This window comes from Vibrio sp., assembly GCF_984391705.1.
The window spans coordinates 32,320-56,235 of sequence record NZ_CFHWOM010000009.1 but is presented as its reverse complement, the minus strand read 5'-3'; the positions used below and the strand labels follow the sequence as shown (position 1 = coordinate 56,235).

The following is a 23,916-nucleotide window of genomic DNA, read 5'->3' as shown; positions in this document are numbered from 1 at the left end:
TCCTATTGACCTCTTAACCATACTTCTTGGCTACGTCGCATTTCGTTAATGCCCGTACCACAAGTGACTGCGGAGCTTAAAACAAACATTTGGCTACCATCGGCTAGCACGCCACCTCTTGCACCACACGTGACTGAGACATCAGAGCAACTCACAACTGAGGGAATCGCTCTTGTGGTTCCATCGACAATCGAACAAGCAGTGGCAACATCAAATTCATCAGTGACATTACTTCTAGGCGGATATATCTCTCTAAGCACTATTTCGTTGGCTGAATGAGCAGAAAATGACGCCTGAAGTCCTATTATGTCTTTACTGTGTGCATCGCTGTTGGACCATTCAATACGGCTTAGACTGGACGCAAGAAAGCCCATCACGACCAAAACGAAAATCACAACAATATACAGGCTACCGGTTTGATATTTACTATGGGACATTTAACACCTGCACGTTTTGACGAAAGTTCGTCGACTCATCACCATCTTCATTAGTAAAGTTTAGATTAATGTGCACCCCACCATTGTTTTGCACAGTGGCTGGTGAGTAATCCAAGCTTCCACTCACCCCATTGTCTGACACAGGCGTGAGATTGGTTCGATTGACCAAGCGCTGAACTTGTTGATTGATGAGGCAATAACTCACTTCACCGTTTGGATTGTAGATATAGTGGCGACGAGATACGGAATTCCCGACTAAGTTGTTTGCCTCGTCGACAAGCACGAACACGTCGTTAGCACTTGAAACGCTATTCAATGCAAAGACATTGCTACTTGGTGTTGATTCCGTTGGATTGACAACTAAGTTGAGCGGACTTAGATCTCCCACTGCCATATTCTCATCACCAATGACAAACTGTAAATCAGCTCCCGAGACAGCATAGAATCCGGATGTCACGATGGGATAAAAAGAGATACAGTCAGTCGCTCCCGCCATCAGATCATTACTAAACATATTAGGAACCGCATGGCGAACTTCTCGACTCATTTTCTCCAATACAAACTTAGCTTGTGTTTGCATACGCTGACGGTCAATGGTGTCGCTGTATCCTCTCGCCCCTAAATCTACAAAGCCCGCAATACCAAGGACAAGAATACTCCCAACAACTAGGGTTATGACCATTTCAATTAGAGTGAATCCAGACCGCTTCATCAGTAGTTCCCTTTATAAGCCTGTAACTCAATAGGAGTTTGGTTCAGGGCTGAGACCGTTAGAGTAACTTGCTTGATAAGACTGACTTCTTGATAGGCGACTTGAATATCCAAACGAAAGTTTTGATACGTCGTATTCCCTACACCATCGCCCACCAATACGTTTAAGTCCTTACATCCATTAGCACCATTGGGCTCCCAACAGCCAATATAGTCATCGACATCATTATATGTTGCGATAGTTTCGCCATCAGAACCTAAATCATTCACCGAAGCATGGGTACCTGAACAGTACTGGTGAGACGTTCCTACTGCAGCGCCTTCACCACAACGTAATTCTCCACTGGAAAAATCACTGTACTCATCAAAGCCTCTGGCTAGCACCATCGACATGACACTCTGACTCAATGCCGCTGCTCTTACCTGATAATGTGGGTTAGCTGAGCGAGTAATTTGAGGCACTAAAAACTGGGTAATGGTAATCATCGCAAACCCAATAACCACAATTACAATGATGCTCTCTATTAAAGTGAAGCCACGTGCTCTCGTCATGAGCAACCTCCAAGCGATACGTACCCTTGAGCATTTATTGTCACCTGGCAGGTTTCTTCACTAGAAATGATTGAAATAGATGCACCTGATGCGGCGTTACCTACTGGGTTTCCAAGCAGATCAAATCGAATAGGTGCACTAGGCGCTGAAGAAAAACGGACCAACTCAGAAGAAACCCAATCACTGCGAGAGTCTGAGCGCTGGGAGCAAGCGGCTTCTGAACCGACACAGCGGGTTTCAACATCTAAGGTAAAGTTCTGATTACTCGCTAAGGCGGCACTTGCCGTAATATTCGACTGCATACGATTCACTTGAACCTGACGTACAACGGATACCACCTGATGCTGCAATACAGCAGCCGCCACATCCCCACGCCCTGAAAAACGACTTGCAGCATAAGCCGAAATAATAGCTAACAGTAAGATCACAACAATTAGCTCTACCAGAGTGAAACCCTGTATCCGTCTGAGGTTCATAAACAACCTAAGTAATTAAATTTACTGATTTGATTATAAGAGAGAATGGGCTAACAGTATGAGCTTTGTCGCCATTTTGAGAAGGATTTATCGGCCTAAAGGGAATTCTTTAGATAAGAAAAAGGCCAGCATTGCTGGCCCTAAGGAATTATTGACAGCCTGTACCTGTCACTACAACAGAGGAAGCCGCTTCTGAAACAGCCGTCCCCGTTGCTGGGTTGTACTGAACATAACAAGTCGTAGCATTTGCGGCGTCATCAAACGTAATAACTAATGAAGACCCGCTTGCAGCCGTACTCCAATCATCTGTTAGTCCAACAACAGCAGCACCGATACCAGCAACATCCGCTGTTGGGTAGCCAAATGCAGTAGTAATACCATCTACGTTAGATGCACCACTTGCCTCAACACCCTCAATGGCCGCCTTACCATAGACAATGCCTGCTGCACCATCAATCGCACCTTTTAAACCTTGAAGTGAAGCATTACGCGCGTCATCTTGTAAGTTCAAGAATCTTGGCGCTGCAGTAACTGCAAGAATACCCAAAATAACAATTACCACCACTAGTTCAATTAGGGTGAAACCGCCTTGTCTTTTCATAGTTTCTATCTCTCTATGTTATTAGCGCAGGACTACTGCAGCGTCACGGTCACACGACCAGTTTCAATTTCATACACAAACTGATGTTCAGAGCCACCTTCTTGCTGAACATAAGTACAAGTTGAGGCGCCATTATCCGCTTGCGCTGAATACTTTATATTGCTGTTACTATTTGCATCCGCCACGGTGCCAACGCTCGGCGGGTTTTGCAAAAGATTATCCATTAAATCTATACACGACTGATCCGTTAAGCTAGTTGGGTAAGAAGTATTATCTTCATTGATTGCGTACGGATAACCATCACGAAAGCCCGTATCTGCCCCATTACTATCTTTTGAGCGCGTTAACCAAAAGTCCACGCCGTCATAATCAACAGTGTTGTATTTTTCGGTATTAATTGTCGTTGAAGGTCTCGCTTCCGCTTCCCATTGCGCACGGGCAGAAAGAACCCCTGTGGCAAAGCCGCCAGCAACGCCTTCAACGCTTGCTTTCTTCGCTTCGTCAGTAACGTCTAAAAACCTTGGTAATGCCGCAACAGCAAGCAAACCTACAACAACAATCACTACGACGAGTTCAACCAGCGAAAAGCCAGACTGTTTCTTAAACATATACAATTAATCCACTTATCAGTACTGCGTATTATACTGCCAACAAACAATATCGCTATTGTTCTTAGACAAATTTCTTACTCTGCAACTAAAACAACTTTAGCAGAAAAGTGCTTATAGTTCAGATCGATAACAACATGCCGATTCATACCGTAGTCATAGTCACAACGATAATGTGAGCCTTCGGTAAGATTCAAAATATTGATAGGTAGACTATCCAGAATTCTCTTATCCGGATAGAGTACTCTTAGCCAATAGTCACAATCAATATCGCCCGACGAATCTAGCGGTAGCACCCAACCATTTTGCGAAATGGTTAACATCTCAGAGCCCACTTTAATCTCGCTCGGTTGATCCTTGAGCAACCATTTTTGCTTGTAAAAACTCGCTGTTTCAATGATGCGTTTACTTGCTACCAAATAGGCACTATCACTGGCTTCGTTCTCAACATTCTGAAAAGCCGAGATAAAGCTGGCGATTAACACCACCACAACAAAAAACCAAACCGAAAATCGCGACCTTCGAATAAGAGCAAAAGTACTACCCTTTGATAGCATCCAGCATTCCCCACATCGGCAAGAAAATACCCAACGCTAAAATCAACACCATCCCAGCAACGACTACCAAAAGTATCGGTTCAATTCGAGCGGTTAGCGTTTTTAAGTCGTAGTCCACTTCCCGATCATAAAAGTCTGCTACTTCTAACAATAGCTCATCTATTCGTCCCGTCTCTTCACCAACGGAAATCATTTGAATAACCAAGGGGGTAAAAATCCCGCTATTGATCGCGGTAGAAGAAATGGTTCCCCCAGCTTCAATAGACGCTTTCATTTCTAACAATCTATTTTCAAGGAACTTATTGCCCAAGGCTTCTGCTGCTAATGCAAGTGATTGGTTAAGAGGGACACCTGCTTTAAGCATTAGAGCAAACGTGCGAGAAAAGCGTGATAACTGAGCCCGATTTACCAAGGGGCCAACAATAGGCATCTTTAATCGAAATTTATCCCACTTCTCTCGGCCGTTGGCGGTTTTTAACCAAGCATTGAAGCCAAATAGCCCTCCGACAATCGCTGCAATCATGAACATCCAATAATTCACAAAAAAATCGGATGTAGTAATCAGTATCCGCGTCGGTAGAGGAAGATCGACACCAAAACGGCTAAACATACTCGCAAACTGTGGAATCACTTTGACATTCAATATAAACAAAGCGACAACAATAAAGCTGATCACAAAGGTAGGGTAGCGCATGGCCGTTTTAATTCGTTTACGCGTTTCTACTTCTTGCTCATAGTAATTTGCCAACTGCATTAAGGCTTGATCTAAACGACCCGTATTCTCACCAACATTGATCATAGAGACGAATAATGGGCTAAATACTTTAGGGTGCATTTGCATCGAGCTAGCAAGACTTCGGCCGTTAGTTAACTCTTGAGTGACCTCTTCTAATGCCGCGTGTAATTGCTTGTTCGAACAGTTAGTACTCAGACCTTTCATTGAACGCAGCAGCGGGACGCCTGCTTTGGTTAAACTAAATAACTGACGGCAGAATATAACTAAAGACTCAAGCGGCACAGCTGGGGTAAAGATCTGCTTTAGATCGATATCCAAAGGCGATTTTCCCTTTCCTTGCTTAACCTGGATCGGGATAACACCTTTACTCATCAACTGTTCAGCGGCCGCTTCTTGATTCGCTGCTTCTATTTCACCTGAAACCGCTGAACCATCTAGATTTCGACCTTGATAACGAAACACTGCCATATCAGAACCTAAATATAGATCGCCTGCTCTACCCCAGAGGAATCGCCTTCTCCTAAGCTCATCACCTCATCAAGACTTACCGCCCCGTTAATCGCTAGTTCCATCGCTGATGCTAACAGAGGCTTGTAGGATGGGGACTGGCGAGCCACTCGAGAAAAGCCAACAGCATCACTGGCGCGGAGCATGTCCATCATGTCATTTTCTAGCTCTAGCATCTCAAATACCCCGATTCGCCCTCTATAACCAGTTAAGTTACAGTTTTGACAACCTCGCCCACGAACAAAAGTCGTTTCAACTTGATTTGGGAATCGCTGCGTGAGCCACTGCTTACGAGCCTCGTCTACCGTATCGTCTGTCTTACAATCCGGGCAAACCTTACGAACTAATCGCTGTGCAACAACAGCTCGTACAGCACTTGCTACCAGATAGCCAGGAGCCCCCATGTCCATCATGCGTAAAGCGCTATCAACAGCATCATTGGTGTGCAACGTACTTAGCACTAAGTGACCTGTTAAAGCTGCGCGTAGACCAATTTCCACAGTTTCTTGATCACGCATCTCACCGATCAGAATAATATCTGGATCTTGACGAAGAAATGTTCTCAGAACCGTTGAGAAATCGAGATCAATTTTAGGGTTAACCTGCACTTGATTCACTCGTGGCAAACGATACTCAACTGGATCTTCGGCAGTAATGATCTTCTTACCGGGCACGTTCAATTCGCTCAATGCACCGTAAAGGGTCGTCGTTTTACCTGAACCTGTTGGTCCTGTAACCAAAATCATGCCATGCGGACGCTTTAATTGACGACGCAAACGCTCGAGTAAATGCGCTGGGATTCCCGAATCATCCAGTTTACGTACACCTGAAGACTGATTAAGTAAACGCATCACCACCGATTCGCCATACTGAACGGGCATTGTCGACATACGAATATCAACAGATTGACCTTTCGCCTTAATATTAAATCGGCCATCTTGTGGAAGACGTTTCTCCGAAATATCAAGGTTAGCCATCAGCTTCAAACGCAATACAAGCGCTGGAGCAATATTGACTTCGTTCAACAAGGTTTCATGTAACACGCCATCAATTCGTTGTCTAAGGCGAAGGACATTGGCATCGGGCTCAATGTGAATATCGGATGCGCCAATTTGAATCGCATCTTCAAACAAAGAGTTAATGAGTTTAACAACCGTAACCTCATCACTGTCTTCACCTTCGATGCTAAAATCAAACGCTTCTGTCACTTGGTGTTCGGCTTGTAACTGCTCTGCGAAAGATGCGATCTCTTTTGTTCGTCGATAGTAGCGATCAAACCCGTCGACTAACTGCTTTTCTGGAGCTATAACGAACTCAATACCATATTGAGGCAGCTGTCCTAACAATGCTTCTTGGGCAAATAAATCAGCCGGATCACTCATTGCGACGCGCAGGGTATCTTGCTGTCGGCTAATCACTAATGCACGCAAACGACGAGCATGCACTTCAGGCAGTAATTGCACAGCATCAATATCGACATTCGCGCGACTTAAATCGATGAGTGGGATATCGAGTTGTTGTGACAAGAATGTCAGCATTTGATGCTCAGAAAGAAAGCCTAACTCAATTAATGCCGCGCCAAGCTTACGTCCAGTCGACTTTTGCGCGGCCAGCGCTTGCTCGACCTGTTGCTCGGTAATGATCCCTTCTTCGACTAGCAAGTCTCCGAGACGTTTGCGAAGCTTAATTTGCACTGTTTTGACTCTCCAACTGTTTAATCATGGCTAAACGATCTCGCACAAATTGCTGGGACTGACCAGATAAGCCTAATCCCTTTAAAGCCTTGTTATAAGATTGCTCTGCGAGTTCGAATTCCAACGCTCGCTCTTGCTGAATAGCAAGCCCCAACCACCATCGACCACTTTCTGGCTCAAGACCGACGAGCTTTTTGTAACTAGTCAGTGCCATTTCATCTTGATTATTCTTCTGTGCTAGAACACCTCGCAGAGATAAATACTCGACCGAGGCGTCATCAGGTAAAGCACTTAATGCCGTTAACGCCGCAGCATTCTGCTGCTCCTTCATTAGCAATTTCGCGAGAGATAAACGCAAAGCAACATTATCTCGATCAAGGCCAATCCCTTTTTGCAGTAAATCTGCTGATTTTCGGACCTCACCTTTACCATAGTAAAGAGCGGACAAAGTCTGGCGAATTTTCACATCATAAGGAGTGTATTTTAATGCTTCTTGGTACTGCGCTAATGCTTCATCAAGATTATTACTATCCAGAGCTTTTTTTGCTCTTTGTTGCGCCTGAGCAGATAACTGTTCAGCCGATAATTCCACTTGCTCGATAACGACTTCACCATGAGTAACGGACTCCACCGAAGGCTCTTTCTTAGTCACAGTGTTATTTTGTGCCTTAGCTAGCAACACGTTTTGCTGGCGGATTTCAGGCGTCTGACTATGTGATTCTTGTGGTACCAAAGATTGCTCTGGTGGCGGCATTTTCTCAGCTCGATAAATAAGCCCGCCTTGGGTCGTCGCTTTCGCAGTCGGTGAAGCAATCGCAACCTCTGAGTTTGAGTGTTGAATCGGTGAATCTACATCGACTGATGACATTGGAGGCATATCTGGCAGCGTCTGATACGAAATCGCCCAGCCACCAACAGCTAAGCTCAAACCAAATCCACCAATCAACCAAGGCAGTACAAGCCTTTGTTTCACAGGCTTTACCGTCACTGGCTCAATTTCAGAGATCTTGCCTCCTTTTTTACGGGCAAGTTCCGACAATGCTTGATTGATTGCACTCATTTCTATCTCCACCCCCAAAATGTGGGGCTCTTAAACCTAGGCTTTTTGCTATCGTAAGTATCGTGGATAGCATCATATAAGTGCCCATTGCTAATGCTTTCATCTTCACGGCTACATGCTGCTACCAACGCTTTATGACCAATTTGATTAATTAAACGTGGAATACCACGACTCGCTTGCCATATGGCTTTTTTCTGACTGAAGGTAAAAAGTGCGCTGTTCCCTCCAGACTTTTCTAGTCTACTGTCAATATAGGCCACAACTTCATCCAAGTTGAGGGGACGAATATAAGCACTGAAGGTGATTCGCTGACGCAGTTGACGCATATGATGTTGCTGCAGCCTTTGTTCTAGCTCAGGTTGACCGATAAGAACAATATGGAGCAGCTTCTTATCTTCAGTTTCGAGGTTTCCGAACAAACGTAGAACTTCAAGCGCATCGTCTGGCAAGGCTTGAGCTTCATCGACAAACACTACAACTTGCTTTCCTTGCTGAGCCAATTCAATGAGGCGACGCTGAATCTTTTCTACAAGCGTATTTGCGCAGTGGCCTTCAATTCCCAACTCTGCCGCAACGGCCACTCTCAACTCTTCACCGTTTAGCGCAGGGTTGGGTAAATAAACCAACTGGACATGATCAGGAAAGTATTTCACCATCATGCGGCATACCATTGTTTTGCCAGTCCCGACCTCTCCGATCACTTTCACAAGACCTTCACCCAGCTCTAAAGCAGAATGAACCGTATGAATAGCTTCATAATGAGGACCCAACCCCAGAAAAAGCTCTGTCGATGGTGTCAGACCAAATGGAGGCTGCTCAAAGCCAAAGTGCTCCAAGTACATCGCTTATTGCTCGTCAGGAAACCACTCTTGGAGCAGATCTCTCGATCGCTCAAGTTCTTTTTGCCATGTGTTCACACCGACTACAGTTGGCTTAAGCAAAATCACCAATTCAGTTTTTTGCGTTATCTTAGAGGTATTGCGGAACAAATGACCCAGAGCTGGCACATCGCCAAGGAATGGAACTTTAGACACTTGATCGATCGTATTAGACTTCATCAAACCACCGATCACCACAACATCCCCATCCTGAGCACGGATGACTGAATCTGACTCACGAATAGAGCTTCGCGCTAATGGCAGAGTGATACGTGTGTTGCCAAAACCAATTTCTTTAACTTGCTCAGCCACATCAATGACTGCAGGGTGAACATGCAAAAGCACATTGCCTTGGTCATCAATTTGTGGGGTTACATCTAACGAAATACCAGAGAAGAATGGCGTAAGTTCAACTTCAGGGGAAGGCTCAGAATTATCACCACTGCCCACGACGCTGGAAAGATCGGTAACGTAGTATTCATCGGTACCCACTTTAATGACTGCTTTCTGATTATTAGAAGCCGTTACTCGTGGGCTAGAAAGGACGTTTAAGTCTCCTTGAGTTGCCATAAAGCTCAGCACTGCATCAAAACTGCCGCTAGAAATCACCAAATTCGACTGCCCACCAAGCAATGTCCCAATGGCATCTAAACCCGGAAGCACCGCAGGAATAATACTGCCGTTGCTGTCTTTAACAATCGAACCTTGACCAATAGTGTAGTTTGTACCGTTTGAGCTAAATGCTTTTGACCAGTTGATGCCTTGTTGGTAACCATCACTCAAGGTGACTTCAAGAATTTTCGCTTCTAGGATTACTTGACGCTGCATACGTTGCTGAGAAATACCAAGGAACTCGCGGACCTCTCGGATTTCATCAGGGAATGCTCGCACAGTAATAACACTGGCCTGCGGTGTCACGACAACGCTTTGCCCATTGCCGTTACCAATAAGTTGTGCGACAGCCAACTCGAGCTGCGGCCAAAAATCACTCTCACTAGTGGTTTCAATCTCAGTACCACCTTTTGCTGAGCTGGAAGAACTCGAGCTCGAAGAGCTTGAATTATCTGAACTGTTTGATGAGCCCGAATCAGTATTGGAAATTGTTCCGGTCGAGATAGATGTTAACGAACGTCCTGCCCGCTTAAACTGGAGGTAATCGACAGGAATTGTCACCGTTCTGAGCCCTGCTGGGTAGACTTGGATAACCTTGCCAGTTTTAATGATGTCGTAGCCGTACATATCGCGCACGACATTCAGAACTTCATCCAAAGCAACATCGGTTAAGTTCACAGTAATGGTACCCGTCACATCCGGATGTATTGCCGCGCTGAACCCAGTCCCTTTTACCAAGCTGGTAAAAAACGCCTTGGCCGAAACACCGTTAGCTTTAATGCGAAAACGCTTAACAGTGTCTATCGATGTCGAGTTATCCCCCGACAATTCAGGCATCAGATCCGCTTCAACAGAAGGTGGTAGCTGCTCCAGGCTGCGGCTATTGGCTTCGTTAATAGCTTCATTCAATGCAGCTTTTGCCTCAACAGGATCTCTATGTCCCATCGAACATCCCATTAATGACGCAATCATGATGGCTACAGCGAGTTTACGCATATACTTCCTAACACCTTACTGTTTAATATCTAATGAAAAGAGTTCTAGCTTCCATTGGCGTCCTCCGCGAGACAACACCACCCTTTCCGATTCAATTTTCTTTACGAGATAGCCATTGATCCGCTGCCCGACATCTACGACTTTCCCACTCAATATTGCTTTGCATTCAGCATTTTCACGACAAACTATGCTTTGCAGTGTCGGCAGTGGATACACCACTCGCGCTTTTTCCACTTTTTCAGGCTCTGTTTTTTTCCAGTTGAGCGGAGCCGTAGGATCTTGAGACGCCCAACCACTCGATGCACCGATCAACAGAAACAACGACAATACTCTAACCACCGATAAAGACCTCTCTAGTACCAAGTGTATACACTTCTAGAATCAAACGCGCACTTGGGTACTTTTCTACTCGATAAGAAAAGCTCCGCCAATAATATTTGACCGGCATAGCCTCAAGAGCTTCAAGGTATTGAACGATATCAAAATAACTCCCTGTTAACTCAATCCGAACAGGGTGGATATAGTATCCAGAATACTCGGCATCACTGTTATTACTCACGATTGGCTCTGCGCGCTTCGATTCAAGAGAAACCAAGGTTAGTTTTCTAGACTCGGTGAGCACACCCTCTAGTAGGTTAGCCATCTCACTAGGAGAAATAAGATTCTCTATTATCTTAGATAACTGCTCTGAAAGCTGCTGACTTTCAGTAATTAACCTTTTGTATTGTAAATTAATTTCCTGGTCTGGGTCTTTATTCAACTTCGCCGTCATTAATAAAATATCGGCTTCTAATCTCTGATTATCTAACTTGGTTGTCGATAACTGTTGCTCTGTCTGTTTCTTTGCAAGATATGCAGGTTCAACTAGGAGGGTTAATAAACCCAGTCCGATGGCAACCATCCCACACAAGCTGATTAGCCACTTCTCTCGAGAAGATAGCTGCTGAAACTTATCACTCCAAGCCTGCCATCGCTGCATCATTTTGGCTCTCCTTTCGTTTTTAATTCGAAAGTAATGATGTCTTCCTCATTTCGACCTATGGTTAATTTTTCAAATGTACGCCCAACCAAATCGAGTTCACTCTTAAATTGGTTGATCCAATTTGGGATCACCTGTGGCTCTCTTGCCAGCCCTTTGAGGTCAAGGCCAGCTGAACTAATAGAAATCGAACTCAGCGATATATCGTTGCGCCCTAACTTAGCAAGTGAGCGCATTACACCTGAGTAGCCAATTTGCTGTGAGTTATCATATTCACTCACCGCATCTAAAGATTGGCGTTTTGAGCGTATTTCTTCTTCCAATCGAGCAACAGCAGCGACCTTAGCTGGGGTTGGTTTGTGCTTGGTAAGTCGTTGACTCAACGTTGTTACCTGCTGACGGAATTCAGACTGCTGCGAACGTAATAACGCTAATTCTTTATTCAAACCAGCCTGCTGATAAGTAAGCAATGTATAACTAAGGCTTAAGAGGACCAAAACGCTGCCCCAAGCCAACATAACATTGGTTAACGTAAAATACTCTTTTCGTGGTTTGAGCTGTTCAGGAAACAAATTCACTGAACTCGACGAGATCTTAGAAGCACTGTGAACAAGCAGAGCTCCCGATTCTTCGTTGGCATCACTTAAAGGGCTAACACTGACGCTTAGTCGCTCAGAAAGAGCCTGACCCACTTCATTTTGATCTTCTTCATCGCAACATACACGCATCTGATGCAATGACGTGCCGCGTAATTGGGAAGACAAATAGTCAATAGATCGCTGCAGTTCTAACGCCAAACCATCGAGTTGCAACGCACTGCTTGCCACACCAGTCAATGGGGCAACAACACCGCGGATCGTTCTCTGAAATGCGCACTGACCATCAACAAAAGCACTGACTTTGAATTGCCCTTGCTTACTGCGTTGAAGCAGTAAGAATTGTGTCAGCTCTCCTGCAGAATGGGCCCAAATTTCATCTTCAACAAGAACACGCTCTAGGCTTACTTTGACCCGTTTAAGAGCCTCATTAAGCTCTTCAACTAAACTGCGTGTAACAACGAAAACCTGGAGCTTATTACCGTTAGGCAAAGGCATTGCATCGGCGATAATGTCAGACACTCGCTCAGATATCAGGTCTTTAAGCAGAAACGGAAGCGCACTAGCCAGCTCTTCATCTGGGATGGCTGGCTTATCTATTTGATAGGTTTGATATAAATTTGAGTGGAGTACAATCTCTGCGGAAATGCCAGAAACGCCCGTTTCCTTCAAGGTTTTAACTAACGCGTCTTGCCACGATACACCGTCAAACGAGACCTGTGGAGGTAAACTAACGTTCTGCACCGAAGAAAAAAACAAAGCACTAGGTTGAACCACGATTGTCAGTTGAGGTTTCACCTGCTTGTCTTGCCTGAATTTACTCAGTATTGATTGTATGTTCATTTATCGTTGTTTTTCACCAGCGTTTTCGGCGACCAATTTGCACTTTTTTATGTCCTGCAATCTTATGATGACAGTTGTTCTGAGGAATAATCTGTTTCTCCGACTCAAAAAAGCGCCCTTGTACACCCTGCAATCCTAATTGCAAAACTGTTTTGTGTTCTTGCTTATTGTCGACGCCGACGGCAATGACTTGAGTATCTAACCCTGCGCACGCCCCCAACAAGCTACGAACAAACAGTTGATTTTCATGCCTTTGGTCAATCTGTTTCACTAAGCTTCGGTGCAATTTTAAGTAGCTAATCGGTAACTCTTTTAAATAGTGAGTACTAACAATGGAGCGACCCGCTTGTCCCACCGCTACTTTACAACCTAGACCAGAAATCATCTTAGTAACAGGACGCATATAATCGAGGTGCTTAACTAAACGCGCTTCTGCAAACTCAAATATCAGTCGTTTTCGCTGCTCGTTTGATAGCTGAAGTAACTCATCTCTAAACCACTTAAAATAGGTTCTATCAGCAAAAGGAACGACATGCAGATTAACAGAGTAACACATTGAATCCTTGGAAACTTTCAAATAACGAAGGATTGTTCGCAATACTGCTTTATCTAAGATTATTTCGTAACCAACTGATTCAATAGCCGAATTAAATCTAGACGCTTTTATCACCCCTTTTTCTGGATCATTAATACGAGCAAACAACTCTTGATGCTCTAAATGGCGCTCTTGTTGCTCGTCCAATCGAAAGCAGGGTTGAGAAAAAACGTGCAATTTATCTGGCTTAACGACTTGATCAAACAAAGTTCGCCAGCGAACGCTACCTCTTTCATCATCTTGGCTAACATGCTTTTGGAAACGACTCCAAGTATTGACTCTCTGCAGTTGAGCACTTTTAAGCGCAGTTTCAGATTCATCAATGATTCTTCCTTGGCTCTCACCCTCTCGATACATGCTCACGCCAATGTGAACCCAACTTTCAGGGTCTAGGACATCAGGAGGAGTTAATCGAGCCAATTGCTTTAAGCAGTTTGTCGCTATACTAGAGACTTCTTTACTCGATAGGCTTGGTGCAAAGATCGCAAAGTCAGAGCTGTAGTAACGCGAGAGTATTACGTCTGGATAGCGTTGAATCACGTTGGTTAGGCTATCACCGACTTCAACCAAAAAGTCATTTGCCACGGTCTTGCCATACTCTTCTTTGAGTTGAGTCCAATCATCTATCCGGATGAGCAGCACACCACCATGTGAGCCACTTTCTGAGAGTGCTGCTTCTAACTTACTATCAAACAAGACCCGGTTGGCTGTTCCCGTTAGTTGGTCAAGAAAGGTTTGAGTTCGGATAAAGGTATCGAAGCGACTCCTCTCTTGTCTGGCATCTTGTAACTCTTCAATTAAGCGGTCTAAAGCTTCACTAGCAGTAAATGGCCACTCTTTTTCATCACCTTTGGCGTATTCTTCAACTCGCCCAGCGAGAATCATTCTTCCTCGCTCTTCAAGCATCTCAGAACCACTCAGCTGTTCTTTCAACCATTTAACGCCTTGCATTAAGCAAAAGATTATCAAGATGACAGCCAGCGTAATCGACCACAATGCTTGCATTGAATAGCCGTAACCTATGTAGGGAGGTACTGCTTTGAAGCGCAGCTTATAACCATCATTACGCTCTAAGGTGTATTCAACATGGTACAACAGAGCAGGATCCACCTTTGACGAGGTATCTTTGAAACGATAGATAGTCCCGTAAGAGGAAGCGAGTTCCATTTCAACTATGTTGGAAGCCTGAAGCATCTTAGGCATCCAGCGTTGTAAGGAATATGCAGCGTCAGGATCTTCCATTTCCTTATCCACGACATTCACAATCCCTTTAAGGGAATGGTCTAAATACTCCTGTCCCAAGCGTTTAAATGAAAGTGTACCGCCTAGAAATAGGATAAACATCGCTATAATCACGATCATAGTGACAAAAGCGACTAATCGTGTGCTGAGCTTTAAGGTAGGGGTATACCTCATAGAAATAGAATTCCTTTTCTAGTACATCTTGACTGAATAGATATGATGTCCCCATCAGCAATCTAGGCATAAACTAAAGACAAGTTTACTTAGTACTTATGGGGTAATTGATTACTCTAACTATATAAAAAAGCCGCGAAAATCGCGGCTTTTTTTCATTTCAGAGCTCTTAGAATGGGATGTCGTCGTCAAAATCCATTGGCGGCTCATTATACTGAGGCTGAGCTTGTTGTTGCTGTTGAGGCTGAGAATACTGCTGCTGAGGTTGACTCTGCTGAGCTGCAGGTTGCTGAGGCTGACCCCAACCTTGCTGCTGAGGCTGACCCATACCTTGACCTGGAGCACCACCTTGAGCGCGACCACCTAGCATCTGCATTACGCCATTGTAACCTTGTACAACAACTTCTGTCGTGTAACGATCTTGACCGCTTTGATCTTGCCATTTACGCGTTTGTAGCTGCCCTTCAACGTATACTTGAGAGCCTTTACGTAGATATTCACCAGCAACTTCCGCTAGCTTGCCAAACAGAGCAACACGATGCCATTCTGTTTTCTCACGCTGCTCGCCAGTCGCTTTATCTCGCCATGTTTCAGACGTCGCGATGGTAATGTTTGCGACAGCACCGCCACTCGGCATATAACGAACTTCCGGATCTGAACCCAGATTACCGACTAAAATAACTTTGTTTACTCCACGGCTTGCCATGTTTCGCTCCGTCTAAAAGTTGAGAGTTGTTGAAATAGCGCAATAGCATAACACGCTTTACGTAAGGGACAAATGCCTCTCTACACAATGTCTAGTCATTGATGTTCACTAAATCCTCCCCCTTAAAATTTTCGAGAAAAATCAAAGATTACTTTAGGTGAGCGATAAGTTAATTACTCATCAGTATGAAACTAAACGCAATCATTCAACCTAGATTCGCGCTACTTGTCTATTTCCTCCAAGCTACTGCTATCTTTTTCTCTGTTAGGGATTTGCCATGAAAAATAGTTACATGAGAACCATTCATTTTTTATGTGAAAACAAGAATGCCCCTCATCCTGTAGTAAACAAAATTGAGCAAAGCCTAGGTATCGAAATCCCCTATATCGAGCCTAAAGATTTAATGCTGGCACTGCAAAGGAATAAACACCGAATTCTGATGATCGATCATCATGATTACTCATGCCTAAACAATCAAATTCGGCAATTACCACTGGCGAACAAAACATTTGAGAACATCATCATTAATGTAGAGTGCCGATTAACCACAGACGAAATTCTCAATTTTGGCCACCTAAAAGGATTATTTTACGAGAACGACTCCATTGACGTGATCAGTCGAGGGTGTAGCGAAATCATCAATGGAGAAAACTGGTTGCCGCGTAAAGTAGCCGCTCAATTACTGTTCCACTATCGCAATATGGTTGAGACGCAATCAGCACCAGCTACCGTTGATCTCACTACTCGCGAAATTCACATTTTACGTAGCCTGATGACCGGCGCTTCTAATAGCCAAATTGCTGACGACCAATTTATTAGCGAGTTCACCGTCAAATCCCACCTATACCAAATCTTCAAAAAGCTGTGCGTAAAAAACCGTGTTCAAGCAGCAGCTTGGGCTAGACAACATTTGTTGTCTTAATTTTACTACTCCAGTACAATTTCTGAACTTTCGGTGGATAGCTTCATTATCTATTCATCGAAAGCATGTTATTGTCGCGTCAGTTAAATTATGAAGAAAAATATATAGGGTTTACGATGATCAAAAAGTGCCTTTTCCCGGCAGCAGGCTACGGAACACGCTTTCTACCTGCAACCAAATCCATGCCTAAAGAAATGATGCCAGTGGTTAACAAGCCTCTGATTGAGTACGGCGTCGAAGAAGCGATCCAAGCGGGTATGGACGGTATGTGCATAGTGACGGGCCGTGGTAAACACTCCATCATGGATCACTTTGATAAAAACTATGAGCTAGAGCACCAAATCAGTGGCACAAATAAAGAAGAGCTGTTAGTCGATATTCGTGACATCATCGAGAGCGCTAACTTCACTTACATACGTCAGCGCGAAATGAAAGGTCTTGGTCATGCGATCTTAACCGGACGTGAACTCGTTGGTGACGAACCATTCGCTGTAGTGCTGGCCGATGACCTTTGTGTCAATGATCAAGAAGGCGTTCTTGCGCAGATGGTAACACTATTTAAACAGTTCCGCTGTTCCATTGTTGCAGTGCAAGAAGTGCCTGAAGACGAAACTCATAAATACGGTGTTATTTCTGGTGAGATGATCAAAGATGACATTTACCGTGTCGACGACATGGTTGAAAAGCCAGAGCCAGGCAGCGCACCAAGTAATCTAGCAATCATTGGCCGCTACATTCTAACGCCAGATATCTTTGAGCTGATCGAGAATACCGAACCAGGCAAAGGTGGAGAGATCCAAATTACTGATGCACTACTCAAACAAGCACAAGCTGGCTGCGTCTTAGCGTATAAATTTAAAGGCAAACGCTTCGACTGTGGTAGCGTTGAAGGCTACATTGAAGCAACTAACTTCTGTTTTGAAAACCTATACTTAAAGGACTCAAAAAAGTCTGAGCTAGGCAAACAAAAAACAACGAAAGAAGACGCATAATCGTCTTATTTGTGTCAGAGGCGGCTCCGTGAGTCGCCTTTTTGTTACTGTTTTTTTATCCAGTATTTTCTTTGAACATTTCTCACACTATGTAATACTTAGCTGACTAATTTTTGCATTGAGTGATGAGAATGGATCAGATAGAAGTTCGCGGTGCCCGCACCCACAACCTGAAAAATATCAATCTAACGATACCTAGAGATAAGCTGACTGTCATTACGGGCTTATCCGGCTCAGGAAAATCCTCATTAGCTTTTGATACTTTGTACGCAGAAGGTCAACGTCGTTATGTCGAATCACTCTCTGCATACGCCCGCCAGTTTCTCTCTTTAATGGAAAAGCCAGATGTTGACCACATTGAAGGCCTCTCTCCAGCAATATCTATCGAGCAGAAATCAACCTCTCATAACCCTCGTTCAACGGTCGGCACGATTACCGAAGTGTATGACTACCTGAGGTTACTCTACGCTCGAGTTGGCGAACCTCGATGTCCTGAACATCAGGTTCCACTTGCCGCGCAAACTGTCTCACAAATGGTGGACAAAGTACTTGAATTGCCCGAAGGCTCAAAGATGATGTTGCTCGCTCCGATCGTTAAAGAGCGCAAAGGTGAGCATGTCAAAACGCTAGAAAACTTAGCTGCACAAGGATTTATTCGCGCTCGCATCGACGGGGAAACCTGCGACTTATCCGATCCACCCACTCTAGAGTTACATAAAAAACATACGATTGAAGTAGTGGTTGATCGCTTCAAGGTACGCAGTGATCTCCAACAACGCCTCGCAGAATCCTTTGAAACAAGTTTGGAGCTATCTGGTGGTATCGCTGTCGTTGCTCCCATGGATGGAGATGGAGGTGAGATTGTCTTCTCAGCCAACTTTGCGTGCTCTCACTGTGGCTATAGCATGCAGGAACTGGAACCTCGCTTATTCTCGTTCAACAATCCAGCAGGGGCTTGTCACACCTGTGATGGTCTAGGTGTACAACAATACTTCGATCCTGACCGTGTCATTGTAGATGACTCATTGAGCTTGGCTGAAGGCACTATTCGTGGCTGGGATCAAAAGAATTATTACTACTTCCAAATGCTCTCCTCTTTGGCTGAGCATTACGGCTTTGACCTGTATGCTCCCTTTAAGTCGCTACCGAAGAGAACTCGTGAGATTATTTTAACTGGCTCTGGCAGAACAGAAGTAGAGTTTAAATACATTAACGATCGCGGTGATATACGAGTAAAACGTCATCCGTTTGAAGGAATCTTAAATACTTTAGAGCGCCGTTATCGAGATACAGAATCAAACGCAGTGCGTGAAGATCTAGCCAAGTACATCTCAACAAAAACGTGCTCAAGCTGTGATGGCAGCCGACTGCGCTTAGAAGCTCGCAATGTCTTTATTGGTGACACAACCTTGCCAGAGATCGTTGAGCTAAGTATTGCTGATGCGCTCAATTTCTTCTCTTCACTGCAATTAGAAGGACAACGAGCTCAAATCGCCGAAAAAGTGATGAAGGAAATTAATGACCGGCTGCAATTCTTAGTCAATGTAGGGCTCAACTACCTTAATCTTTCACGCAGTGCTGAAACTTTATCAGGTGGTGAGGCGCAGCGTATTCGTCTTGCTAGCCAGATCGGAGCTGGCTTAGTTGGGGTTATGTATGTCCTTGATGAACCTTCTATTGGGTTACATCAACGTGATAACGAACGCTTGCTCAAAACTCTCACACACCTACGTGACTTAGGTAATACCGTCCTTGTCGTTGAACATGATGAAGACGCTATCCGTATGGCAGATCATGTTATTGATATTGGTCCCGGAGCTGGTGTGCATGGTGGTACAGTCGTTGCCGAAGGGACGATGGACGAAATCACAGCCAACCCGAACTCCTTAACAGGGCAATATTTAAGCGGTGTGAAAAAGATTGCCGTACCTGAAGAACGAACCAAACGCGATCCAAAGAAAACTGTTCAGTTAATTGGCGCATCCGGTAACAACCTAAAAGACGTCACCCTAGATTTACCTGTTGGTCTGTTCAGTTGTATTACTGGGGTATCTGGCTCTGGCAAATCAACCCTAATAAACGATACCTTCTTTAAAATCGCTCACACCCAATTAAATGGTGCAACCACAGCAATGCCTGCACCATACAAAGAAATCAAAGGGCTAGAGCATTTTGATAAAGTCATCGACATCGATCAAAGCCCAATAGGCAGGACACCTCGTTCAAACCCGGCCACCTACACAGGAATTTTTACTCCTATTCGTGAGTTGTTTGCAGGGACACAGGAATCACGTTCTCGCGGCTATAAACCAGGACGATTTAGCTTCAACGTTCGCGGTGGTCGCTGTGAAGCCTGTCAAGGTGATGGTGTTATCAAGGTAGAGATGCACTTCCTACCAGATGTCTACGTTCCATGTGATGTCTGCAAAGGCAAACGCTATAACCGAGAAACACTCGAAGTTCGTTATAAGGGCAAAACCATTGATGAAGTGCTGGAAATGACCGTCGAAGATGCTCGCGAATTCTTTGATCCCGTTCCTGTCATCGCGCGTAAACTGCAAACGCTCATGGATGTGGGCTTGTCCTACATTCGTTTAGGTCAAGCTGCGACGACACTGTCTGGCGGTGAAGCGCAACGCGTTAAGTTAGCTAGAGAACTTTCTAAACGAGATACAGGTAAAACGCTATACATTTTGGATGAGCCAACCACAGGCTTACATTTCCACGACATTCAGCAACTTCTTGCGGTTCTTCACCGTTTACGCGATCACGGCAATACGGTAGTGGTGATTGAACATAACTTAGATGTTATTAAAACTGCCGACTGGATCGTTGATTTGGGACCAGAAGGCGGTCAAGGTGGTGGTGAAATAGTAGCTCAAGGTACACCAGAAGATGTGTCATTGGTCGAAGGTTCTCATACCGCCAAGTTCCTTAAGCCTATGTTAAAATAGCAATTAATAGTAAAGTAAACAGACCAGCGCATTTTTCGCTGGTCTGTTTTTATTAGGATATTGAACCTATGGCCACCATACATGTTTCTGGGACAAAGTTAGCGCAGCAAAAGCCCAAAGTGCCACTGATCAAACCGTTTTTAGTTGCGTTTGGTTTTATCTATATTGTGGCTATGCACTTTTTTATGCCTAACCCTGGAGGCTCTGGTTTAGCGTTGTCTTTTAACCCAACCACTTGGTTGGCACTCAGTGCTGCAATCGCGATTGGTCTGTATCAAGTAGGCACCGAAGGAAAGCTTAGATACAACAAACTAACTATTGGCTTTTTCATTAGTTGCCTTTTACTTACGGTACCAGTGCTCTATCCAACCTCAGATTTGATCCTCTCAATCGGAAAACTCACTGGGCTTTGGGCGGGATACATTCTTTTTGTCGTATTACAACAGTTCCGTTTTAGTAATAAGCAAAAGCAGCGACTATTGTGGTTTATTGTCATTGCGGTCGCAATTGAAGCGATTATTGGCTGGGTACAATATTTATATCTCGCCCCTGGAAACCCTTTTGGTTATAACACCGTCAACAACCGCCCTTATGGGATTTTTCAGCAACCCAACGTAATGGCGACCTTTTTAGCGACAGGATTAGCGATCTCGGGCTACCTATTACCACGCCAACCAATCAAATACCAAACCAAAATCAGTGATGTAGCGCTCCTTTACATCATGCCCGCATTAACCTTACCCCTAATGATTGTACTTGCATCACGTACTGGTTGGCTCAGCGCCATTCTGGTGATGGTTGGCGTACTCCCATACCTATTTAGGTTTGCGACCCCAAAACGCTTTTGGGGTTGGTCAATCTCATTAATCACTGGCGTCATTCTAGGCCTAACACATACTTTTGTGTTCAGCCCATCAGAAAACGCCCAACAACAAATAACGAATAAACTAAGTAGCGATCAAGCACGCGAGTTCATCTATCCCCAAGTGTTAGATATGTTTATTGAGAAACCTTTTACTGGTTATGGCTATGGTCAATTTGAATCAGAATATATCGTCTATACGGCTCGCCAACACCAGCTAAATGTAAGCTACCCAGCAGGGTTACCAGCCATGGATCACCCTCACAATGAGCTGCTATATTGGGGCGTTGAAGGTGGTTTGGTTCCTGTTATTGCAATCATTCTCGCCGCATTTTTGGTATTAACTCGGATTTATCATGGCAAGAAAGGAACTCGGCTAGCTTTATTCGCCCTATTTGTCCCAATCGTGCTGCATTCACAATTGGAATATCCTTTTTATCATTCAGCCATTCACTGGATAACCTTTATCACTCTACTTTATTGGATCGATCAAAGAGCCAATACCTACCGTAGCGCTTCATTCAGTTTTCTTTCTCAAACAGGACTACGAGTCTCCAGTCTCGTTGTACCTATTTTGACTGGCGTATATATGACCAGCGCGTTACACACCAACTATATTCTCACTCAATTTGAGAAGTCGTCACCAAAAGACCCAGATATATTAAGCCAAGTCACCAACCCTATAGTCTGGCAAGACCGCTACGACTGGGATATCTATAGTACTTACCTCAATATAGGCCTTTACAAACAAGACCCTGAGTTTATTCAACCATACATAGATTGGTCACTAAAAATCATCAAAGATAAACCTAGACCCGCTTTCTACAACAACCTAATCTTGGCTTATCAGGGGATTGGTGATGAGGAAAAAGCAGAGCAAATTCGCAGTGAAGCTCAGTTCTTGTTCCCTAACAAGAACTTTAGTGAAGTGCAATACATTCCGCCCGATATTGACGCTCTGACTAGGAAAACCGATAACCAAGAAAAATAAAATAAGGCGACCTCGAGGTCGCCTTTTCTTTATTGACTCATCGATTCTTCAAGCGCTCTTAGACAAAGTGCGACATTTTCTGCTCTCGCACCATAGCCCATCAAACCGATGCGCCATGCTTTTCCAGCAAGCGCGCCTAAGCCAGCACCAATTTCTAAATTGTACGTTTCGAGCAAATGACTACGCACCTTGCCATCATCCACTCCCTCCGGGATATAAATCGCATTCAATTGAGGTAAACGTGAGCTCTCTTGAACAACAAACTCAAAACCAAGCTTTTCCAATCCAGCTTTTAACTTATCGTGCATATCACGATGACGATTCCAGGCATTTTCGAGTCCTTCATTTTTCAAAATAAGCAAAGACTCATGCAACGCATACAAGCTATTAACGGGGGCTGTATGGTGGTAACTGCGTTTACCTTCACCACTCCAGTAACCCAAAACCAAACTCTGATCCAGGAACCAACTCTGAACTGGCGTCGTCCTCGCTTGAATCTTGTCAATCGCAGCTTGTGAGAACGTCACAGGAGAAAGCCCTGGAACACACGACAAACACTTCTGACTGCCCGAGTAAACCGCGTCTAACTGCCACTCATCGACCTTTAGCGGAACACCACCCAAAGATGTCACTGCATCCACAATTGTAAGTACACCATATTGCTTGGCTAATTTACCTAAAGCTTCGGCATCAGTGCATGCTCCTGTCGATGTTTCTGCGTGAACAAAGGCAAGAATTTTGGCGTCAGGGTTAGCTTTTAACGCTTGTTCAACCTTTTCAATCGATACTGGTGCGCCCCACTCATCGTCCACCACTTCCGCGATACCGCCCGCTCGCACAACGTTCTCACGCATGCGTTCTCCAAACACACCATTACGGCAAACAATCACTTTTTCTCTCGGCTCTATCAAGTTTACAAAACAGGTTTCCATACCTGCACTACCAGGAGCTGAAACGGCGATGGTAAATTCATTTTCTGTTTGGAAAGCATACTTAAGTAATTGTTTTAACTCATCCATCATGTTGATGAACAGAGGGTCTAAGTGGCCAACAGTAGGACGACTCAACGCCTGCAATACTTGAGGTGAGATATCTGAAGGGCCTGGGCCCATTAAGATACGGTGCGGGGGAATAAAACTTTGAATCGTCATTGGCAGCTCCTTTGCAAACTATTTTATTGTTCTATCGATGGTTATTGACTCACCATAATCCAATTCAAACGTATCAGCAATTAGCCCAAAGTATTGAGGTCAAACCAGTGTCACAAGTTTGTTAATTTATAAAGAGCATAAAGTTACAAATTCCCATTGACATTGGTCACATAAAAACGTTCAATGCTGGATAAGTGGCGAATATTTATGCCACGCAACGTAACTTGTTGCAGAAGAGGAGCACTACCCAGGTAGGTGTGTTGTGGAACCACAATTCCAATACAGCTCACTGAGGGGGAGTAGTGCCGAGGTAAACCAGAAGTGTGGTTTTGGTTTGTCGGTTGACTTGGGTTGAGTCCCATCAACTGTCATCAGCACAGCCTGATGATGAGCTTCTGAGGTTAGTCATATATTTAGAATACCTCTCTTTCGCTCATTCTCTCTTCAAGCAAACATCGGATGTTGGGTTAACACCCAGTTTTAT

22 protein-coding genes and 1 riboswitch are annotated in these 23,916 nt (G+C 44.4%); of the genes, 4 read left to right on the top strand and 18 right to left on the bottom strand.

All coding sequences use genetic code 11. From position 1 onward, the window contains the following. Nucleotides 1-2: 2 nt before the first annotated feature. The 17 genes from AC4MRV_RS08555 to AC4MRV_RS08475 all read right to left on the bottom strand — a co-directional run bounded on the left by AC4MRV_RS08555 (nt 3) and on the right by AC4MRV_RS08475 (nt 15,560). Nucleotides 3-437 (bottom strand): MSHA biogenesis protein MshP, encoded by a 435-nt coding sequence (locus AC4MRV_RS08555; RefSeq protein WP_491187011.1) that lies wholly within the window; start codon nt 435-437, stop codon nt 3-5. After that, a complete protein-coding gene (locus AC4MRV_RS08550; RefSeq protein WP_491187010.1) occupies nt 427-1,149 on the bottom strand; it encodes a PulJ/GspJ family protein in 723 nt (240 codons plus the stop codon). The genes AC4MRV_RS08555 and AC4MRV_RS08550 overlap by 11 nt, the downstream gene beginning before the upstream one ends. After that, nucleotides 1,149-1,700, bottom strand: a complete 552-nt coding sequence (locus AC4MRV_RS08545) for a type IV pilus modification PilV family protein (RefSeq protein WP_491187009.1) — start codon at nt 1,698-1,700, stop codon at nt 1,149-1,151. The genes AC4MRV_RS08550 and AC4MRV_RS08545 overlap by 1 nt, the downstream gene beginning before the upstream one ends. Beyond that, nucleotides 1,697-2,176: a type II secretion system protein gene (locus tag AC4MRV_RS08540; RefSeq protein WP_491187008.1), complete on the bottom strand. Its 480-nt coding sequence runs from the start codon at nt 2,174-2,176 to the stop codon at nt 1,697-1,699. Before AC4MRV_RS08540 ends, AC4MRV_RS08545 begins: the two co-directional genes overlap by 4 nt. Nucleotides 2,177-2,324: 148 nt before the next feature. Continuing rightward, the gene (locus AC4MRV_RS08535) at nt 2,325-2,777 is read right to left on the bottom strand and encodes a prepilin-type N-terminal cleavage/methylation domain-containing protein (RefSeq protein WP_491187007.1); all 453 of its coding nucleotides are present in this window, start codon (nt 2,775-2,777) and stop codon (nt 2,325-2,327) included. 32 nt (nt 2,778-2,809) lie between these two features. Beyond that, complete coding sequence (locus AC4MRV_RS08530; protein ID WP_491187006.1) at nt 2,810-3,385, bottom strand: prepilin-type N-terminal cleavage/methylation domain-containing protein; 576 nt, start codon at nt 3,383-3,385, stop codon at nt 2,810-2,812. 77 nt (nt 3,386-3,462) lie between these two features. Further along, nucleotides 3,463-3,876, bottom strand: a complete 414-nt coding sequence (locus AC4MRV_RS08525; RefSeq protein WP_491187005.1) for an MSHA biogenesis protein MshF — start codon at nt 3,874-3,876, stop codon at nt 3,463-3,465. 49 nt (nt 3,877-3,925) lie between these two features. Beyond that, entirely contained in the window at nt 3,926-5,146 is a 1,221-nt protein-coding gene (locus tag AC4MRV_RS08520) for a type II secretion system F family protein (protein ID WP_491187004.1), read from the bottom strand. Nucleotides 5,147-5,154: 8 nt separating this feature from the next. Further along, on the bottom strand, nt 5,155-6,879 hold the full coding sequence (gene mshE / locus AC4MRV_RS08515) for an MSHA fimbrial ATPase MshE (RefSeq protein WP_491187003.1): 1,725 nt from the start codon (nt 6,877-6,879) through the stop codon (nt 5,155-5,157). Continuing rightward, on the bottom strand, nt 6,869-7,939 hold the full coding sequence (locus AC4MRV_RS08510) for a tetratricopeptide repeat protein (RefSeq protein WP_491187002.1): 1,071 nt from the start codon (nt 7,937-7,939) through the stop codon (nt 6,869-6,871). Before AC4MRV_RS08510 ends, mshE begins: the two co-directional genes overlap by 11 nt. Nucleotides 7,940-7,941: 2 nt before the next feature. Further along, the gene (locus AC4MRV_RS08505) at nt 7,942-8,781 is read right to left on the bottom strand and encodes an ExeA family protein (protein ID WP_491187001.1); all 840 of its coding nucleotides are present in this window, start codon (nt 8,779-8,781) and stop codon (nt 7,942-7,944) included. 3 nt (nt 8,782-8,784) lie between these two features. Beyond that, a complete protein-coding gene (gene mshL / locus AC4MRV_RS08500; protein WP_491187000.1) occupies nt 8,785-10,425 on the bottom strand; it encodes a pilus (MSHA type) biogenesis protein MshL in 1,641 nt (546 codons plus the stop codon). A 15-nt stretch (nt 10,426-10,440) separates the two neighbouring features. After that, the gene (locus tag AC4MRV_RS08495; RefSeq protein ID WP_491186999.1) at nt 10,441-10,764 is read right to left on the bottom strand and encodes an MSHA biogenesis protein MshK; all 324 of its coding nucleotides are present in this window, start codon (nt 10,762-10,764) and stop codon (nt 10,441-10,443) included. Beyond that, entirely contained in the window at nt 10,757-11,407 is a 651-nt protein-coding gene (locus AC4MRV_RS08490; RefSeq protein WP_491186998.1) for an MSHA biogenesis protein MshJ, read from the bottom strand. Before AC4MRV_RS08490 ends, AC4MRV_RS08495 begins: the two co-directional genes overlap by 8 nt. Beyond that, nucleotides 11,404-12,843: an MSHA biogenesis protein MshI gene (locus AC4MRV_RS08485; protein WP_491186997.1), complete on the bottom strand. Its 1,440-nt coding sequence runs from the start codon at nt 12,841-12,843 to the stop codon at nt 11,404-11,406. Before AC4MRV_RS08485 ends, AC4MRV_RS08490 begins: the two co-directional genes overlap by 4 nt. A gap of 13 nt (nt 12,844-12,856) precedes the next feature. Beyond that, on the bottom strand, nt 12,857-14,854 hold the full coding sequence (gene csrD / locus AC4MRV_RS08480) for an RNase E specificity factor CsrD (protein ID WP_491186996.1): 1,998 nt from the start codon (nt 14,852-14,854) through the stop codon (nt 12,857-12,859). A gap of 169 nt (nt 14,855-15,023) precedes the next feature. Then, a complete protein-coding gene (locus tag AC4MRV_RS08475; RefSeq protein WP_491186995.1) occupies nt 15,024-15,560 on the bottom strand; it encodes a single-stranded DNA-binding protein in 537 nt (178 codons plus the stop codon). Between the two features lie 277 nt (nt 15,561-15,837). Between AC4MRV_RS08475 and AC4MRV_RS08470 the strand changes: the two genes are divergently transcribed. The 4 genes from AC4MRV_RS08470 (at nt 15,838) to AC4MRV_RS08455 (ending at nt 22,281) form a co-directional block, all read left to right on the top strand. After that, nucleotides 15,838-16,482 carry a LuxR C-terminal-related transcriptional regulator gene (locus tag AC4MRV_RS08470; protein ID WP_491186994.1) on the top strand — a complete coding sequence of 215 codons (645 nt, stop codon included), beginning with the start codon at nt 15,838-15,840 and terminating at the stop codon, nt 16,480-16,482. Nucleotides 16,483-16,598: 116 nt separating this feature from the next. After that, the gene (galU, locus tag AC4MRV_RS08465; RefSeq protein ID WP_491186993.1) at nt 16,599-17,474 is read left to right on the top strand and encodes a UTP--glucose-1-phosphate uridylyltransferase GalU; all 876 of its coding nucleotides are present in this window, start codon (nt 16,599-16,601) and stop codon (nt 17,472-17,474) included. A gap of 131 nt (nt 17,475-17,605) precedes the next feature. Then, complete coding sequence (gene uvrA / locus AC4MRV_RS08460) at nt 17,606-20,428, top strand: excinuclease ABC subunit UvrA (RefSeq protein ID WP_491186992.1); 2,823 nt, start codon at nt 17,606-17,608, stop codon at nt 20,426-20,428. A gap of 68 nt (nt 20,429-20,496) precedes the next feature. Then, on the top strand, nt 20,497-22,281 hold the full coding sequence (locus tag AC4MRV_RS08455) for a PglL family O-oligosaccharyltransferase (protein WP_491186991.1): 1,785 nt from the start codon (nt 20,497-20,499) through the stop codon (nt 22,279-22,281). A gap of 29 nt (nt 22,282-22,310) precedes the next feature. On the opposite strand, the gene AC4MRV_RS08450 is transcribed toward AC4MRV_RS08455, so the two are convergent. Then, entirely contained in the window at nt 22,311-23,432 is a 1,122-nt protein-coding gene (locus AC4MRV_RS08450) for a pyridoxal-phosphate-dependent aminotransferase family protein (RefSeq protein WP_491186990.1), read from the bottom strand. A 225-nt stretch (nt 23,433-23,657) separates the two neighbouring features. Then, a riboswitch (Lysine riboswitch) is annotated at nt 23,658-23,835 on the top strand. The last annotated feature ends 81 nt before the right edge of the window (nt 23,836-23,916 follow it).

What these genes read in the sequence shown, in the direction of transcription:
- mshL (WP_491187000.1), bottom strand. Translation starts at nt 10,425, where the DNA reads ATGCGTAAACTCGCTGTAGCCATCATGATTGCGTCATTAATGGGATGT.
- csrD (WP_491186996.1), bottom strand. Translation starts at nt 14,854, where the DNA reads ATGAGGTATACCCCTACCTTAAAGCTCAGCACACGATTAGTCGCTTTT.
- galU (WP_491186993.1), top strand. Translation starts at nt 16,599, where the DNA reads ATGATCAAAAAGTGCCTTTTCCCGGCAGCAGGCTACGGAACACGCTTT.
- AC4MRV_RS08540 (WP_491187008.1), bottom strand. Translation starts at nt 2,176, where the DNA reads ATGAACCTCAGACGGATACAGGGTTTCACTCTGGTAGAGCTAATTGTT.
- AC4MRV_RS08535 (WP_491187007.1), bottom strand. Translation starts at nt 2,777, where the DNA reads ATGAAAAGACAAGGCGGTTTCACCCTAATTGAACTAGTGGTGGTAATT.
- uvrA (WP_491186992.1), top strand. Translation starts at nt 17,606, where the DNA reads ATGGATCAGATAGAAGTTCGCGGTGCCCGCACCCACAACCTGAAAAAT.
- AC4MRV_RS08555 (WP_491187011.1), bottom strand. Translation starts at nt 437, where the DNA reads ATGTCCCATAGTAAATATCAAACCGGTAGCCTGTATATTGTTGTGATT.
- AC4MRV_RS08510 (WP_491187002.1), bottom strand. Translation starts at nt 7,939, where the DNA reads ATGAGTGCAATCAATCAAGCATTGTCGGAACTTGCCCGTAAAAAAGGA.
- AC4MRV_RS08550 (WP_491187010.1), bottom strand. Translation starts at nt 1,149, where the DNA reads ATGAAGCGGTCTGGATTCACTCTAATTGAAATGGTCATAACCCTAGTT.
- AC4MRV_RS08545 (WP_491187009.1), bottom strand. Translation starts at nt 1,700, where the DNA reads ATGACGAGAGCACGTGGCTTCACTTTAATAGAGAGCATCATTGTAATT.
- AC4MRV_RS08475 (WP_491186995.1), bottom strand. Translation starts at nt 15,560, where the DNA reads ATGGCAAGCCGTGGAGTAAACAAAGTTATTTTAGTCGGTAATCTGGGT.
- AC4MRV_RS08455 (WP_491186991.1), top strand. Translation starts at nt 20,497, where the DNA reads ATGGCCACCATACATGTTTCTGGGACAAAGTTAGCGCAGCAAAAGCCC.
- AC4MRV_RS08530 (WP_491187006.1), bottom strand. Translation starts at nt 3,385, where the DNA reads ATGTTTAAGAAACAGTCTGGCTTTTCGCTGGTTGAACTCGTCGTAGTG.
- AC4MRV_RS08450 (WP_491186990.1), bottom strand. Translation starts at nt 23,432, where the DNA reads ATGACGATTCAAAGTTTTATTCCCCCGCACCGTATCTTAATGGGCCCA.
- AC4MRV_RS08490 (WP_491186998.1), bottom strand. Translation starts at nt 11,407, where the DNA reads ATGATGCAGCGATGGCAGGCTTGGAGTGATAAGTTTCAGCAGCTATCT.
- AC4MRV_RS08505 (WP_491187001.1), bottom strand. Translation starts at nt 8,781, where the DNA reads ATGTACTTGGAGCACTTTGGCTTTGAGCAGCCTCCATTTGGTCTGACA.
- AC4MRV_RS08485 (WP_491186997.1), bottom strand. Translation starts at nt 12,843, where the DNA reads ATGAACATACAATCAATACTGAGTAAATTCAGGCAAGACAAGCAGGTG.
- AC4MRV_RS08470 (WP_491186994.1), top strand. Translation starts at nt 15,838, where the DNA reads ATGAAAAATAGTTACATGAGAACCATTCATTTTTTATGTGAAAACAAG.
- AC4MRV_RS08520 (WP_491187004.1), bottom strand. Translation starts at nt 5,146, where the DNA reads ATGGCAGTGTTTCGTTATCAAGGTCGAAATCTAGATGGTTCAGCGGTT.